The 14,126-nt window shown below is 67.7% G+C and carries 15 protein-coding genes; 6 read left to right on the top strand and 9 right to left on the bottom strand.

Annotated features, from left to right (window positions below; all coding sequences use genetic code 11):
- Position 1: 1 nt before the first annotated feature.
- The 3 genes from J2852_RS17420 to J2852_RS17430 form a co-directional block, all read right to left on the bottom strand.
- Entirely contained in the window at positions 2 to 445 is a 444-nt protein-coding gene (locus J2852_RS17420) for an SH3 domain-containing protein (RefSeq protein ID WP_343206773.1), read from the bottom strand.
- 120 nt (positions 446 to 565) lie between these two features.
- Positions 566 to 889 carry an AzlD domain-containing protein gene (locus J2852_RS17425; RefSeq protein WP_209877796.1) on the bottom strand — a complete coding sequence of 108 codons (324 nt, stop codon included), beginning with the start codon at positions 887 to 889 and terminating at the stop codon, positions 566 to 568.
- A complete protein-coding gene (locus J2852_RS17430) occupies positions 886 to 1,611 on the bottom strand; it encodes an AzlC family ABC transporter permease (protein ID WP_246499770.1) in 726 nt (241 codons plus the stop codon). The genes J2852_RS17425 and J2852_RS17430 overlap by 4 nt, the downstream gene beginning before the upstream one ends.
- A 192-nt stretch (positions 1,612 to 1,803) precedes the next feature.
- Here J2852_RS17430 and trhA point away from each other — a divergent pair, with 192 nt between their 5' ends.
- From trhA to J2852_RS17445, 3 genes are all read left to right on the top strand, one after another.
- A complete protein-coding gene (gene trhA / locus J2852_RS17435; RefSeq protein ID WP_209877798.1) occupies positions 1,804 to 2,460 on the top strand; it encodes a PAQR family membrane homeostasis protein TrhA in 657 nt (218 codons plus the stop codon).
- A gap of 89 nt (positions 2,461 to 2,549) precedes the next feature.
- Positions 2,550 to 3,290, top strand: coding sequence for a signal peptidase I (gene lepB, locus J2852_RS17440; RefSeq protein ID WP_209877800.1), 741 nt, complete (start codon positions 2,550 to 2,552; stop codon positions 3,288 to 3,290).
- 193 nt (positions 3,291 to 3,483) lie between these two features.
- Entirely contained in the window at positions 3,484 to 3,996 is a 513-nt protein-coding gene (locus J2852_RS17445; RefSeq protein WP_209877802.1) for a ferritin-like domain-containing protein, read from the top strand.
- 117 nt (positions 3,997 to 4,113) lie between these two features.
- Here J2852_RS17445 and clpB read toward each other — a convergent pair whose 3' ends face one another.
- Positions 4,114 to 6,744 (bottom strand): ATP-dependent chaperone ClpB, encoded by a 2,631-nt coding sequence (gene clpB / locus J2852_RS17450; RefSeq protein ID WP_209877804.1) that lies wholly within the window; start codon positions 6,742 to 6,744, stop codon positions 4,114 to 4,116.
- A 290-nt stretch (positions 6,745 to 7,034) separates the two neighbouring features.
- On the opposite strand from clpB, the gene J2852_RS17455 reads away from it, so the two are divergent.
- Both J2852_RS17455 and J2852_RS17460 read left to right on the top strand, forming a co-directional pair.
- Entirely contained in the window at positions 7,035 to 7,559 is a 525-nt protein-coding gene (locus tag J2852_RS17455; protein ID WP_209877806.1) for an NUDIX domain-containing protein, read from the top strand.
- Between the two features lie 57 nt (positions 7,560 to 7,616).
- Positions 7,617 to 8,393 (top strand): MOSC domain-containing protein, encoded by a 777-nt coding sequence (locus J2852_RS17460; protein WP_209877808.1) that lies wholly within the window; start codon positions 7,617 to 7,619, stop codon positions 8,391 to 8,393.
- 3 nt (positions 8,394 to 8,396) lie between these two features.
- Here the strand turns inward: J2852_RS17460 and J2852_RS17465 are convergent, their stop codons facing one another.
- Together J2852_RS17465 and prmC are read right to left on the bottom strand one after the other, a co-directional pair.
- The gene (locus J2852_RS17465) at positions 8,397 to 8,837 is read right to left on the bottom strand and encodes a DUF4167 domain-containing protein (RefSeq protein WP_209877810.1); all 441 of its coding nucleotides are present in this window, start codon (positions 8,835 to 8,837) and stop codon (positions 8,397 to 8,399) included.
- A gap of 261 nt (positions 8,838 to 9,098) precedes the next feature.
- Positions 9,099 to 9,950 carry a peptide chain release factor N(5)-glutamine methyltransferase gene (prmC, locus tag J2852_RS17470; protein ID WP_209877811.1) on the bottom strand — a complete coding sequence of 284 codons (852 nt, stop codon included), beginning with the start codon at positions 9,948 to 9,950 and terminating at the stop codon, positions 9,099 to 9,101.
- A gap of 89 nt (positions 9,951 to 10,039) precedes the next feature.
- On the opposite strand from prmC, the gene J2852_RS17475 reads away from it, so the two are divergent.
- Entirely contained in the window at positions 10,040 to 10,438 is a 399-nt protein-coding gene (locus J2852_RS17475; RefSeq protein ID WP_209877813.1) for an endonuclease domain-containing protein, read from the top strand.
- A 1-nt stretch (position 10,439) separates the two neighbouring features.
- Here the strand turns inward: J2852_RS17475 and prfA are convergent, their stop codons facing one another.
- The 3 genes from prfA to ispG all read right to left on the bottom strand — a co-directional run bounded on the left by prfA (position 10,440) and on the right by ispG (position 14,032).
- On the bottom strand, positions 10,440 to 11,513 hold the full coding sequence (prfA, locus tag J2852_RS17480) for a peptide chain release factor 1 (RefSeq protein WP_209877815.1): 1,074 nt from the start codon (positions 11,511 to 11,513) through the stop codon (positions 10,440 to 10,442).
- Positions 11,488 to 12,795: a glutamyl-tRNA reductase gene (gene hemA / locus J2852_RS17485; protein ID WP_209877817.1), complete on the bottom strand. Its 1,308-nt coding sequence runs from the start codon at positions 12,793 to 12,795 to the stop codon at positions 11,488 to 11,490. Before hemA ends, prfA begins: the two co-directional genes overlap by 26 nt.
- Positions 12,796 to 12,901: 106 nt before the next feature.
- Entirely contained in the window at positions 12,902 to 14,032 is a 1,131-nt protein-coding gene (ispG, locus tag J2852_RS17490) for a flavodoxin-dependent (E)-4-hydroxy-3-methylbut-2-enyl-diphosphate synthase (protein WP_209877819.1), read from the bottom strand.
- Positions 14,033 to 14,126 lie beyond the last annotated feature (94 nt).

Below are 14,126 nucleotides of genomic sequence, written 5' to 3' on the forward strand. Positions count from 1 at the left end.
ATCAGTTGGGGATCGGCGCCGCTTCGATCTTGCGGCGGGGAGCGGCCTTGATGGTCGGGCCGGCGTTGTCCACGGGCTTGGCGAGGGTGGTCGTCGTGCCCTTGGTGGTCCGGGGCTCGTTGCCGCGTAGGCGCAGCAGGTGCATGCGGACGTAAGCGGTCGAGCCGCCGGCCTGCACCGCGACCCAGTCGGTGCCGCGCGCGCGGCCCAGAGCCTTCACCGGCTGGCCGGCGGCCAGCGAGGCGACGATGGGGGCGCTGTTGGACGGCTGTGAGCGCAGTTGAGTGGCCTTGTCCGTCTCCCACTCGCCGAACATCTGGTCGAGACCCGGACCGGACGAAGGCGCCGTCTGGACGACGGGCGGACGGGGAACGCGGTCGCGCGTTTCGCAGGCGGGAAGCAGAACCGCACCGGCCACCGCCAGGGACAGAGGAAGCAGACGCACGAGCCGAGACATCTTCGATCCTATGGGCTAGCCCTTTCGATGGCGCGACCATACAGGATGCGGGTGCCGCCGCGCCACCGCGCCGCAGCATGAAGGCTATGCACTGTTTGTGGCATGACCTCAGCCAAGAACGCCAAGCTGCCAGAAAAAGAAGGTCGCGAGCGCCACGACGATGGTCAGCAGCTGTCGCCCCGTCGCGACGCAGACGAGGATGGCGGCGATGGAGCCGACCAGCTGCGGGTTGCGCCACGTCAGCTCCAACCCTTCTCCGTTCGGAGCCAGCGCCATCGGCACGATGATCGCCGTCAGGACGGTCACCGGCACGAAGCCCAGCGCCTCCTTCAGCAGAGGCGGGAAGGTGATGCGGTCGCCGGCGATGAACAGGGCGGCCTTGAGGAACACCGTCACCGCCGACATGCCGAGGATCATGATAGTGTTGGTCATGCGGCCTCCTCCTGCCGGGCAAGGCCGCGCGCGCGCCAGCGCGTCAGGGCGAGGCCGACGGCGACGCCGACCAGAACCGCTGCCATCAGGCCGAGCTTGTAAGGCAAATCCTGGCCGATCAGGGCGACCGCCCCGGCGGCCAGCGCGGCGGCGAGATGCGGCAGGCTGGCCAGCTGCGGCACCACGATGGCTATGAAGGTGGCGACCATCGCGAAATCCAGGCCGAGCGACTGAAGCTGCGGGAAGGCCGCGCCGAACAGCAAGCCGACCAGCGTCCAGAGCTGCCAGTTGCCGTACATGGCCAGCGCCGACCCCAGGAAATACCAATGACCGAGCGGCGCCTTGGGATGGCGGGCGTAGTAGCCGGCCATGACCGCGAAGGTCTCGTCGGTCAGCAGGAAGCCAAGAAGCCAGCGCCAGCGCGCCGGCAGATGGGCGACGTGGGGCAGCAACGTCGCGGCGTAGAGCATGTGCCGCAGGTTGACGATGAAGGTGGTCAGCCAAATCACCGCCAGCCCGGCGTGCCCGGCCACCAGTCCCAGCGCGATGAACTGGCTGGAGCCGGCATAGACCGACAGGGACATCAACTGCCCCTGCCAGGGGGCGAGCGGGCCGGCCGTCACCAGCGTGCCGTAGATCACGCCGAAGGGGGCGGCGCCCACCAGCATGGGCACGGTGTCGCGGGCGCCCGCCGCGAGGCTGGACAGTCGGGTCATGGTCATTGGAATGGTTCAGACGCGGAAGGCGGACATTAGCGCCGGGCGCGACGGACTTCCTTAACTTTCTTGCACAAAGGAAGACAGGTTGTGTCGCGGCACATCCATTTGGTCCGCCTGAAGGGTTAGGATACAAGAGCGCGGCCCCCTCCTGGAGGGGAATTTTCTTCCGCACGCCATTCCGGCAGGCTGAAGGGCATGGTGGCGGACGCTTCCCATGATTTTCCCGTCTATACGGCGCGTGAGCGCGCGGCGGACCTGATCGTCCACGCGCTGGGCGTGATCGCGGGGCTGGTCGGCGCCTCGTGGCTACTGAGCGTCACGGCGGGCCGCGTGTCCGCCGCCGAGATGGCCTCGCTGGTCGCCTATGGGGCCGGTCTGGTCGGCATGCTCACGGCCTCGGCAGCCTATCACGCGGCACGGCCCGGACCGCGCAAGGCGATGCTGCGCCGGATCGATCACGCCATGATCTATGTGATGATCGCCGGCAGCTACACCCCCTTCACCGTGAACCGGCTGGACGGTGCAAGCGGACCTGTGCTGGGCGTCGCCGTGTGGGCGGTGGCGCTGGGCGGAGTCGTGTTGAAGCTGGTCGCCCCCTGGCGGTACGAGCGGTTGGGCTTCGCGCTGTATCTTGGGCTGGGCTGGGCTATCCTGTCGGTCGCGGGACCGATGTGGCGATCACTGGCGCCGACGACGCTGGCGCTGCTGGCGGTCGGCGGCGTGATCTACACGGTCGGGGCGGTCATCCACACCAAGCAGCATCTGCCCTACCACGTGCCGGTGTGGCACGCGCTGGTCGTCGTGGCGGCCGCCTGCCATTTCGCGGCGGTGGCGCGCGAATTCGTCGCGTGAGACGCGAGCCGACAAACGGGCTTGCCCGCTGGCCGAGCCTTGGCGGCTTTGCTAGGCTGGGCGCCGGTTGCCGGGAGAGGACGGTTCGCATGAACGACAAGACCAATTGGTTGGACACCGCGCGCACGGTGGCCGTGGCGGTGCTGCTGGCCTTCGGCGTGCGCACGGCGGTGGCCGAGCCGTTCCATGTGCCCACCGGCTCCATGGAGCCGACGCTGCTGGTCGGCGACTTCCTCTTCGCGAGCAAATTCCCCTACGGCTACAGCCGCTATTCCCTGCCGGCCAACGCGCGCCTGTTCGAGGGCCGCCTGCTGGGCCACCCGGCGGAGCGCGGCGACATCGTGGTCTTCCGCCTGCCGCGCGACACCGAACAGACCTATGTGAAACGCGTCGTCGGGCTGCCCGGCGACACGGTGCAGGTGACCGGCGGGGTGCTGCGCATCAACGGCACACCGGTGACGCTGGAGCGCATCGCCGATTTCGAGGACGCAGGCGCCGGTGGTGTGGCACGGCGCATTCCGCAATACATTGAGACCCTGCCGAACGGCGTCCGCCATCGCATCCTGCACGACGGGCATCTGACCGCCGTGGACGACACGCCGCCCTACCGCGTGCCGGAGGGCCATTACTTCATGATGGGCGACCACCGCACCAACTCTCTGGACAGCCGCGTGCCGGAGCAAGTCGGCGGCGTGGGCTTCGTCCCGGCCGAAAACCTGATCGGGCGAGCCGACCTGCGCCACTTCTCTGTGGACTTCAACACGCGCCTGGACGATCCGTCCGGCTGGCTGAAGGCCCTGCGGCTGAACCGGATCGGCTTGGTGGGGTAAACGATCTCGACAGCGATCCAATTGCTTTCCCCCATCGTATAAAACGTTGGGCAGTACTCCGCACCAAGCGTTATTAAGACGAAATCACCTTCGCCATAATGAATTGCAGTGCTGTTTGATTTTTCGAGAGGGAACGTTTCGGGAAGTTGGCAGTTGATGGCGCGTATCTGGTTATATGATGGAGTTCAAAGACATGACTTCGTCCAGCGCCATACGCGACATTCTTGTTGCCGGCCTCCACAACACCCACGCTTTGGAAATGGAAGCGTTGCAGATCATGAACCGGCAGGTGGAACGGCTGCAAAACTATCCGGAGCTGGAACAGGCTCTGCGCGCGCACATCCATGAGACCGAACAGCAGCGCCAGCGCCTTGAAGAGGCGATGAGCGAGTTGCAGACCAGCCCATCCACCATCAAGCAGGCCATTTTCGGCCTGATGGGGAACGTGGCCGCCGTGGCGCACACCCCCGCCAAGGATGAGATCCTGAAGAACATGTTCGCGAACCACGCGTTCGAGAACTATGAGGTTGCGGCCTACAAGGCTCTGATCGTCATGGCCGAGGCCGCCGGATACAGCAAGATCACCGGCTTCCAGCAGTCTCTTCGCGAAGAAGAGGCCATGGCGCAGAAGATGAAGGACATGGTCGAGCCGATCACACGGAAATACATCAGCCTGGAGCAGCGGGAGACCACGGCCAGTCACTGATGCTTCCGAGCCGTCTCCGTTCCCTCCCAGCCATCACCCTTCCCATGGCCCCTTCCCATGGCCACGCCATGGGTCCCTTCCCTCTCCCGCCGAGGCGGGAGAGGGATTTTCGTTGCTTTAATGCACCGTCGTAACCGGCTGCGTCGACGCGGCGCGGACCTGCGCCGAGACGGGTAGGCCGTTGATGGTCAGCTCGCCGGCCTCCGCGCCCACCTTCACCGTCTGGCCGTCGTTGACGCGGCCTTCCAGGATCATGGTGGCGAGCGGGTTCTGAAGTTCCCGCTGGATCACGCGCTTCAGAGGCCGCGCCCCGTAGACCGGGTCGTAGCCGGCCTCAGCCAGCCATTCGGTCGCGGGCTCGTCCACCTCCAGCGTGATGTCGCGGTCGGCGAGCATCCTGGTCAGGCGGCCCAACTGGATCTTGACGATCCCGCCCATGTGGCTGCGGTTCAGGCGGTGGAACAGCAGGATTTCGTCCAGCCGGTTCAGGAATTCCGGCCGGAAGTGCGCCCGCACCACCTCCATCACCTCGTCGCGCACGGCACTTGAGTCCTGGCCCTCCGGCTGGCTGGCCAGCACGTCGGAACCGAGGTTCGAGGTCATGATGATGACCACGTTGCGGAAGTCCACTGTCCGCCCCTGCCCGTCGGTCAGGCGCCCATCGTCGAGCACCTGGAGCAGCACGTTGAAGACGTCCGGGTGGGCCTTCTCCACCTCGTCGAACAGCACGACCTGATAGGGCCGGCGGCGGACCGCCTCGGTCAGCGCCCCGCCCTCCTCATAGCCGACATAGCCCGGAGGCGCGCCGATCATGCGGGCGACGGAGTGCTTCTCCATGTATTCCGACATGTCGAGGCGAACCATCGCGGTCTCGTCGTCGAACAGGAACTCGGCCAGCGCCTTGGTCAGCTCGGTCTTGCCGACGCCGGTGGGGCCGAGGAACAGGAAGGAACCGATGGGGCGGTGCGGGTCCTGCAACCCGGCGCGCGCCCGGCGGATGGCGTTGGACACCGCCACGATGGCCTCGTCCTGGCCGACCACGCGGGTCTTCAGGCGGGTTTCCATCGCCAGCAGCTTCTCGCGCTCGCCGGCCAGCATCTTGTCCACGGGCACGCCGGTCCAGCGGCTGACCACGCTGGCGATGTCGGTGTCGCGCACCTCCTCGTTCAGCATGCGGTTGGCCGCGTGTTCCTCGGCGTGCTTCAGCTTCTTCTCAAGCTCCGGGATCACGCCGTAGGCGAGCTCGCCGGCCCGGCCCCAATTGCCATCGCGCTGGGCTTGTTCCAACTCCGTGCGGGCGCGTTCCAGATCCTCCTTGAGCTTCTGGGCGCCCTGGAGCTGGTCCTTCTCCGCCTGCCACTTGGCGGTCAGTTCCGCCGATTCCTGTTCGAGGTCGGCCAGTTCGCCTTCCAGGTTGGCGAGACGGGTGCGTGAGGCCTCGTCGGACTCGCGCTTCAGCGCTTCGCGCTCGATCTTCAGCTGGATGATTCGGCGGTCCAGCTCGTCGATCTCCTCCGGCTTGCTATCCACAGCCATCCGCAGGCGGCTGGCCGCCTCGTCCACGAGGTCGATGGCCTTGTCGGGCAGGAAGCGGTCGGTGATGTAGCGGTTGGACAGGGTCGCGGCCGCCACGATGGCGCTGTCGGTGATGCGCACGCCGTGGTGGACCTCGTACTTCTCCTTCAGACCGCGCAGGATGGAGATGGTGTCCTCCACCGTCGGCTCGGGCACGAAGACGGGCTGGAAGCGGCGGGCCAGGGCCGCATCCTTCTCGATGTGCTTGCGGTACTCGTCCAGCGTGGTGGCGCCGACGCAGTGCAGTTCGCCGCGCGCCAGCGCGGGCTTCAGCATGTTGGAGGCGTCCATGGCGCCGTCCGCCTTGCCGGCCCCGACCAGCGTGTGCAACTCGTCGATGAAGACGATGATCTCGCCGGCCGCCGCCTGGATTTCCTGGAGGACTGCCTTCAGCCGCTCCTCGAACTCGCCGCGGTACTTGGCGCCGGCGACCATCGCGCCGAGGTCGAGCGAGAGCAGCTTCTTGTTCTTCAGGCCTTCCGGCACGTCGCCCTTGACGATGCGCTGGGCGAGGCCTTCGACGATGGCGGTCTTGCCGACGCCGGGCTCGCCGATCAGGACGGGGTTGTTCTTGGTGCGGCGGGCGAGGACCTGGATGGTGCGGCGGATTTCCTCGTCGCGGCCGATAACCGGGTCGAGCTTGCCTTCGCGCGCCGATTCGGTGAGGTCGCGCGCGTACTTCTTCAACGCGTCGTAGCCCTGCTCGGCGCTGGCCGTGTCGGCGGTGCGACCCTTGCGGATCTCGTTGATGGCGTTGTTCAGCGCCTGCGGGTTGACGCCCGCGCGCTTCAGGACATTCGCCGAGGGCGTGCCGTCGGCCATGGAGAGGGCGAGCAGGATGCGCTCGGCGGTGACGTAGCTGTCGCCCGCCTTTTGGGCGATCTGTTCGGCCTGTTCGAAGACGCGCGCCAGTTCCGGCGACAGGTACACCTGCCCCGCCCCGCTGCCTTCCACCTTCGGCTGCTTGTCCAGTTCGGCGTCCACGCCCGACAGCGCCAGTGCCGGGTCGCCGCCGGCCGCGCGGATGAGATTGGCGGCCAGCCCTTCCTTATCGTCCAGAAGGGTCTTCAGCAGATGTTCGGGGGTGAGCCTCTGGTGCCCGCGGCGCAAAGCCAGAGTCTGCGCCGCCTGCACGAAGCCACGGCTGCGCTCGGTGTACTTTTCGAAGTCCATGATGTGCTCCCTTTCATGGCCGACCGTCCGCTAGGCAGCCCGGTCAGCCCGATCCACGTGAGGTGTGCGATCCACAAGGATGCTGTGTTGCCGTAGATGTGGTATAGCCCAGGGCGGTTGCAAGACCACCCTTGATGCGTGGTTATTGAAGGATACGACCGCCGCCGAGGCTAAGCCTTACGCCCCGCATGCGCCGAATGCGTGTCTATCGCAAGAGGTGTGTGAGCGGCTAGGGTTTCGGACTTCCGGCCGCGAGGCCCGACGTTCTGCCCCGACAGCGGATCCGCTTCATGACGGCCATAGACCTCACGACCCGCCGCCCGACCGTGCCGCCGACCCTCGCCGCCCCCCTGCTCCGCCTCGCCTGGCATGCCCGCAACCTGTGGCACTGGGTCGCCCGCCCGCTGACCATGGGGGTGCGGGCGATCATCGTGGACGAGTCGGAGGATGGGGCCCGGCGCGTGCTGCTGATCCGCCATTCCTACATCGGCGGCTGGCACTTCCCCGGCGGTGGCGTCGACAAGGGCGAGACGCTGGTCGAGGCCATGCGCCGCGAGGTGCGCGAGGAAGTGGGAATCAGCGTCGAGGCCGACCCGCAGCCGTTGGGCATGTACGCCCGCTTCCGCCATGGGGCGAGCGACCATGTGGCCGTCTTCATCGCGAAGTCCTGGTCGGGAACGCCCAAGGCGGATGGGGTGGAAATCCTGGAAACGCGCTTCTTCCGGCTCGACCAGCTGCCGGACGACCTGTCCCCGGCGACGCGGCGGCGACTGGAGGAGTTCCTGGGCCGGCAGCTTCCCGCTGAACGCTGGTGACGGTTTCCGTTTGCACCGGTTGACAGAATCGAACCAGTGCCACCATTGTGCACTGCAATGAACGCGACCGTCGCCGCCATCCGCCGCTACCCCGTCAAGGGCCTGAGCGGCCAAGACCTGCCCGCCGTGGACCTCGCCAGCGGGCAATCCCTGCCGTTCGACCGACGTTTCGGCCTGCTGCACGGGCCGGCGGCGCTGGACCCGGATTTCGAGGGCTGGCGGCCCAACGAGGACTTCTTCACGCTGGACCGGAACGAGAAGCTGGCGCTGCTCGACACCGAATTCGACGAGGCGACCCAATCGCTGATCATCCGGCGCGCCGGCAAGCAGGTCTCGCGCGGCCGGCTGGACCAGCCGATGGGCCGCATGCTGATCGAACAGTTCTTCGCCGCCTATCTGGCGGGGGCCGCGCCCGGCCTGCCGAAGTTGGCCGAGGCCAAGGGATTCGCCTTCACCGACCGTGAAGAGGCGGCCATCTCCATCCTGAACCTCGCCAGCGTGCGCGATCTGGAGGAGCGGGTGGCCAAGCAGCCGGTCGATCCGCGCCGTTTCCGCGCCAACCTGATGATTGACGGGCTGGAACCGTGGGTGGAGCGCCAGTGGATCGGGGGCTTGCTGCGAATCGGCGGCGCGACGCTGCGCATCTGCGACCACACGGAATGCCGCCCGGCCTGCGAGGTGAACCCCGCCACCGGCGCGCGCGACCTGAACGTGCTTCCGATTCTGGAACGCGGTTACGACCACACCCAGTGCGGCGTCTACGCCCGTGTGGTCGAGGGCGGCCGGGTCACGCTGGGCGACCCGGTCGCGCTGTCCTCGACAAACGACGCTTAACTGTTAAGCGTTGAGCGCTGCGCGCTCGTCGGCACCGTCCGACTCGTCGCCGGCCTCGCCAGCCACGTCATCCTCAACCGACGAACCGGCGCTCTGCGGCTGGCCCTGGCCGTTGCCGCCCACGCCGCCACGCTGGCGGTTCTCGGATTCCTGGATCTGGCTGATGATGCGGAAATAGTGTTCCGCGTGCTGCAGATAGTTTTCCGACTGGACGCGGTCACCCGACGACGCCGCGTCGCGCGCCAGCGCCAGATATTTTTCGTGGACCTGCCACGCGTTGCCGCGGATGCGCACGTCCGGGCCGTTGCTGTCGAAGGTCTGGTGACGCAGCGGGACGTTCTGGCGACGGTTGCCACCGCCACCACCGCCACCGCCTCCACCACCGCTGCCGCCGCCGCCGTTGCCCCGACCGCGCGAGCGCCTGGAGTTCGGTCCTTGTCTCATTCGGCTCTTAAGGCCCCATCTAAGAGAAGCGCATTCCCCGGATCGCTCCGGCGGCCGTCCCGGCCACCGGGCCCGCCGTGGAAAAGGTCCACGGATGGGTCGCGGGGATCAAACGACGTGCCCGCCCAAAATATCGGCTGGTCAAGCGGTTCTCTGCCCAAAGGTTCAGAGTCTCCGGTAACCCTGGGATCGCCGTCGTACGATGCACCCTAATGGGGACGGCGGGGCAATCCAACCTTTTTTTTGGGGGATACCCCGGTTTCAACGATCATTCCGCCCCCGAACGCATCGTTCCACGCCGCCGAGGTCGCGGAAAATCCCGGTGACGGCGATGCCGGCTGCGGCGAGCAGCCGCGCCACGTCCCCCGCCTGCCCCTGCCCCACCTCCAGCGCGGCAATTCCGCCGGGGGAGAGAAGGCTTGGCAGTTGGCGCGCGATGATCCGGTAGGGGGCGAGCCCGTCCGGCCCGCCGTCCAGCGCGCGGAGCGGGTCGTGCTCCCGCACCTCCGGGGCGAGGGTGGCGATGTCGGCGCTGGGGATGTAGGGCGGGTTGGAGACGACCACGTCGAACCGCTCGGCCAGGCCGTCGCCCCAGTCGCCGGTCTGGAAGCGCGCGCGGTCGGCGAGCCCATTGCGCGCGGCGTTGGCGGTGGAGGCGGCGACCGCGTTCGGGCTGAAGTCCACGCCAAGGCCGGTCGCGTTCGGCAACTCGGCGAGCAGGGCCAGCAGGATGCAGCCGGTCCCCGTGCCGAGGTCGAGGATGCGCAGCGGCGCCTTGGGGTCGGGAATGTCCTTCAGGACCGCCTCAATCACCGTTTCGGTGTCCGGGCGCGGTTCCAGCGTGTCGGCGTTGAGCGCGAGGTCGAGGGTCCAGAACTCCCGATGGCCGAGAATGCGGCCGACTGGCTCGTGCGCCGCGCGGCGGTCGATCAAGGCGAGCAGGCGCGCGGCGTCGGACTCGGGGACCGGATCGTTGGCTCTGGTGAAGAGGCCCTCGCGGGTGAGGCCCAGCGCGTGCTCAATCAGCAGGCGCGCGTCGAGGTCCGGCGTGTCGATGCCGGCGGCGGCAAGGCGGGACTCGGCGAGGCGGCGAAGGGCGCGGAGAGTGGTCATCGCGCGCCATCCAACCCGGACATTATGTCCCCTCCCCTGCGAAGCGGGGGAGGGTTAGGATGGGGGCAAGTATCCCCCCGAGACCACTGATGAGAGATGTGACGCTCAAGTACCGCGCTCGCGACCTTCGCACCCAGCCGACGGATGCGGAGACGATGTTGTGGCGGTTTTTGCGCAGGGAGCAGTTGGGCGGATGGAAGTTCCGGCGGCAGCACCCTATTCCGCCGTACATCGCGGACTTCGCCTGTATTGAGGCCAAGCTGCTTGTCGAAGTGGACGGGGGCCAGCATGCGGATTCCGCCTACGATGCGGCGCGGAACAGGCATTTGCGGCTGCATGGCTGGCGGGTCCTGCGATTCTGGAACAATGAGGTGTTGGGCAATCCGGAGGGGGTTGCACAAAGCGTTCTGGATGCTCTTGGAGGGATCCGGGATGCGGACACTTGCCCCCACCCTAACCCTCCCCCGCTTCGCAGGGGAGGGGATTAGGTTACTGCAACTCGGACAGGCGCGCGGCCTCGTCCTCGGCGATCAGGGCGTCGATCATCTCGTCCAGGGCTTCGCCGGCCATTACCTTGTCGATCTTGTAGAGCGTCAGGTTGATGCGGTGGTCGGTCACGCGGCCCTGCGGGAAGTTGTAGGTGCGGATGCGTTCCGACCGGTCGCCGGAGCCGACCTGATTCTTGCGGTCGGCCGCGCGGGCCGCGTCCTTGGCGGAGCGTTCGGCCTCGTACAGGCGGGCGCGCAGCACCTTCAGGGCCTTGGCCTTGTTCTTGTGCTGGCTTTTCTCGTCCTGCTGGCTGACCACGATGCCGGTGGGCAGGTGCGTGATGCGCACCGCGCTGTCCGTCGTGTTCACCGACTGGCCGCCGGGGCCGGAGGAGCGGAACACGTCGATGCGCAGATCCTTCTCGTCGATGTGGATATCGACTTCCTCGGCTTCGGGAAGCACGGCGACGGTGGCGGCCGAGGTGTGGATGCGCCCCTGCGTCTCGGTCGCGGGAACGCGCTGGACGCGGTGGACGCCGGATTCGAACTTCAGGCGGGCGAACACGCCGCGCCCGGTGATGTTGGCGATGGCCTCCTTGTAGCCGCCGATGCCGGTCTCGCTGACCTCCATCGTCTCGAAGCGCCAGCCGTGCAGCGCGGAATAGCGGCGGTACATCTCGAACAACTCGGCGGCGAACAGCGCGGCCTCGTCGCCGCCGGTGCCGGCGCGCACCTCCAGGATGGCGTTCTTCTCGTCCGCCTCGTCCTTGGGCAGCAGCGCGATCTGGACGCGGCGCTCCAGGGCGGGCAGCCGCTTGGTGAGGTCGTGGAACTCCTCCTCGGCCAGCGCCTTCATCTCGGCGTCGGCGGCGGGGTCGGCGATCATGCCGGCGAGGTCGGCGGCCTCCGCCCTGGCCTTCTTCAGCTCGCCGATCGCCTCGGCGATGGGGGTAAGTTCGGCATACTCCCGCGACAGCCGGGCGAAGTCGCCAGGGTCCGTGGTGCCCGCCGCCAGGGCATCGCGCAACTCGTCATGGCGGGCCACGACCTTATTGAACTTCTCGTCCAGGCTCACGTCGCTCGTCCTCACTCGTTTCTTCGTCACCCAGCCCGAACAGGCGCAACAGCAGCCGCTCGGCAGCCGCCCGTTCGGTCAGGCCCGCTCCGTCGCCCTCGGCGGCCAGGGAGCGCAGCACCTCCGACGGACGGTGCAGCAGCCGATTGACCAGCAGCCGCGTGGCCGCCTGCGCGTCCAGCCCGCCATGCTCGGCCAGGAGCCGCCGCCGCTCCGTCTCGAAATGCGCCCGCAGCGCCGCCACGGCGGGCACGGCGGCGCGTTCGGCGCGGGTGCGGACGAAACCGGCCAGAGCCTCGTCCACGATGGCCCAGGCGGCCCGCGTCGCGGCCTCGCGCCCGACCCGGCCTTGCAGCGCCACGCGCTCCAGATCGGCGAGGTCGTAGACGAAGGCCTCGTCCAGGCCGGTCACGCCCGGATCCACGTCGGCCGGGATGGCGGCGTCCACCACGAACATCGGACGACGGCGGCGGCGCTTCAACGCCGCCTCCATCGCCGGGCCGGTAAGGATATAGCGCCCCAGACCCGCCGCGGTCACCACGATATCCGCACCGGCCAGCGCGGAATCGAGATCGGCCCAAGGAACGAAGTGGCTGTTCATGCGCCGGGCGGCGGATTCGGCTCGGCGGTCCACAGGAGAGGCGACGGTCAGGCGGCCGAGGCCAGCTTCTCGCAAGCCGTCGAGCACCAGGGCGCCCATGTCGCCGAGGCCCATGAGCAGGCCGGAGCAGCGCTTCAGGTCGCCGTGCAGGTCGCGGGCCACCTGGACGGCGGCGGCGACGAGGGAGGTCGCACCCTCGGCGATGGGCGTCTCGCTGCGCACGCGCTTGGCGGCGGCATAGGCGGCCTGGAGGGCGGCTTCCAGTTCGGGGCCGGTCAGGCCGGCGGTGGCGGCGTGGCGGTGTGCCGCCTTCAATTGGCCGAGGATGTGGGGTTCGCCGACGATCTGGCTGTCGAGGGAGCAGGCGACCGCGAAGAGGTGACGGATCGCGTCCGCGCCGGTGTGGGTGTAGAGCTGGTCGGCAAGGTCCGGCTCCGGCACGCCCGCGCGGTCGGCCAGCAGGTCCGCGACGGCCAGCGCAGCCTCGTTGGGGCGCTCATGGGCCGCTTGGACCTCCACCCGGTCGCAGGTGCTGAGCCAGACGGCTTGGGTGAAGCCGAGGTCACGCAGGCGGCCGAGCATCAGGGGCACCTCCGCCTCTTCCGTCGTCAGACGGTCACGGAGCGCGCCCGAGCAGGTCCGATGGCTGGCGCCGATGACGAGGTAGGAGGTGGTGGTCACGGGTACGCGTTTGTTGTCCACAGATGAACACAGATAAACACAGATCGCGATTCAGGGTGAGCCTGATCGCTCTGTGTCCATCTGCGTTCATCTGTGGATCTGAAAATTACTCAGCCGCCGACGCAGCTTCCGCGGCCGCCTTGGCGGCTTCGATCTCGGCGGCCTTCTTCTCGACAAGCCCGACGAGGTGCTCGACGATGTCCTGGTCCTTCAGGCGGTGATCGGTCACGCCGGACAGATAGACCTGATGGGTGTTGTTGCCGCCGCCGGTCAGGCCGATATCGGTCTCGCGCGCCTCGCCGGGGCCGTTCACGACACAGCCGATCACGGAGAGGGTCAGCGGCGTGGTGATGTGGGCGAGGCGCTGTTCCAGCACCTCCACCGTCTTGATGACGTTGAAGTTCTGACGCGCGCAGCTCGGGCACGAGATGACCGTCACGCCACGACGGCGTAGGCCCAGCGACTTCAGCATGTCGTAGCCGACCAGAACCTCCTCGGCCGGATCGGCGGAGAGGGAGACGCGCATCGTGTCGCCGATGCCCGACCACAGCAACATGCCCAGGCCGATGGACGATTTCACCGTGCCGGCGCGCAGGCCGCCCGCCTCCGTGATGCCGATGTGCAGGGGGTAGTCGCAAGCCTCGGCCAAGCCCTGGTAGGCGGCGACGGCCAGGAAGACGTCGGACGCCTTGACCGAGATCTTGAACTCGGTGAAGTCATGGTCTTCGAGGATTTTAGCGTGGTTGAGCGCGCTTTCGACCAGCGCCTCCGGGCAGGGCTCGCCGTACTTCTCCAGCAGATCTTGTTCCAGCGAGCCGGCGTTGACGCCGATGCGCATGGAGCAGCCATGATCCTTGGCCGCCTTCACCACCTCGCGCACGCGCTCGGCCGAGCCGATGTTGCCGGGGTTGATGCGCAGGCAGGCCGCACCGCTCTCCGCCGCCTCGATGGCGCGCTTGTAGTGGAAATGGATGTCGGCGACGACCGGCACCTTGACCTGCCGCACGATGTCCTTCAGCGCCAGCGCCGATTCCTGATCGGGGCAGGAGACGCGGACGATGTCGGCGCCCACCCGCTCCGCCGCCTGGATCTGCTCCACCGTCGCCTTCACGTCCGCCGTGGGCGTGTTGGTCATGGTCTGGACGGAGATCGGCGCGTCGCCGCCGACGAGCACGTTGCCCACGCGGATCTGGCGGGACTTGCGGCGGTGGATCTCGCGGTAGGGGCGGACGCTCATGGGGACAGGCCTCGGGGCAGCGGGACAGGAGCACAATAGCCGGAACGCCGGACGCGCCCTTATAGCGCAGCCGGCGTTACGCCTGAAGTGCGGT

This window comes from Azospirillum soli, from assembly GCF_017876165.1.
Lineage (GTDB): Bacteria > Pseudomonadota > Alphaproteobacteria > Azospirillales > Azospirillaceae > Azospirillum > Azospirillum soli.

Coding starts and splice junctions, on each gene's coding strand:
- J2852_RS17465 (WP_209877810.1), bottom strand. CDS start 8,837: ATGAGACAAGGACCGAACTCCAGGCGCTCGCGCGGTCGGGGCAACGGC.
- prmC (WP_209877811.1), bottom strand. CDS start 9,950: ATGACCACTCTCCGCGCCCTTCGCCGCCTCGCCGAGTCCCGCCTTGCC.
- J2852_RS17475 (WP_209877813.1), top strand. CDS start 10,040: ATGAGAGATGTGACGCTCAAGTACCGCGCTCGCGACCTTCGCACCCAG.
- clpB (WP_209877804.1), bottom strand. CDS start 6,744: ATGGACTTCGAAAAGTACACCGAGCGCAGCCGTGGCTTCGTGCAGGCG.
- ispG (WP_209877819.1), bottom strand. CDS start 14,032: ATGAGCGTCCGCCCCTACCGCGAGATCCACCGCCGCAAGTCCCGCCAG.
- J2852_RS17445 (WP_209877802.1), top strand. CDS start 3,484: ATGACTTCGTCCAGCGCCATACGCGACATTCTTGTTGCCGGCCTCCAC.
- J2852_RS17455 (WP_209877806.1), top strand. CDS start 7,035: ATGACGGCCATAGACCTCACGACCCGCCGCCCGACCGTGCCGCCGACC.
- J2852_RS17460 (WP_209877808.1), top strand. CDS start 7,617: ATGAACGCGACCGTCGCCGCCATCCGCCGCTACCCCGTCAAGGGCCTG.
- lepB (WP_209877800.1), top strand. CDS start 2,550: ATGAACGACAAGACCAATTGGTTGGACACCGCGCGCACGGTGGCCGTG.
- J2852_RS17425 (WP_209877796.1), bottom strand. CDS start 889: ATGACCAACACTATCATGATCCTCGGCATGTCGGCGGTGACGGTGTTC.
- J2852_RS17430 (WP_246499770.1), bottom strand. CDS start 1,611: ATGACCATGACCCGACTGTCCAGCCTCGCGGCGGGCGCCCGCGACACC.
- trhA (WP_209877798.1), top strand. CDS start 1,804: ATGGTGGCGGACGCTTCCCATGATTTTCCCGTCTATACGGCGCGTGAG.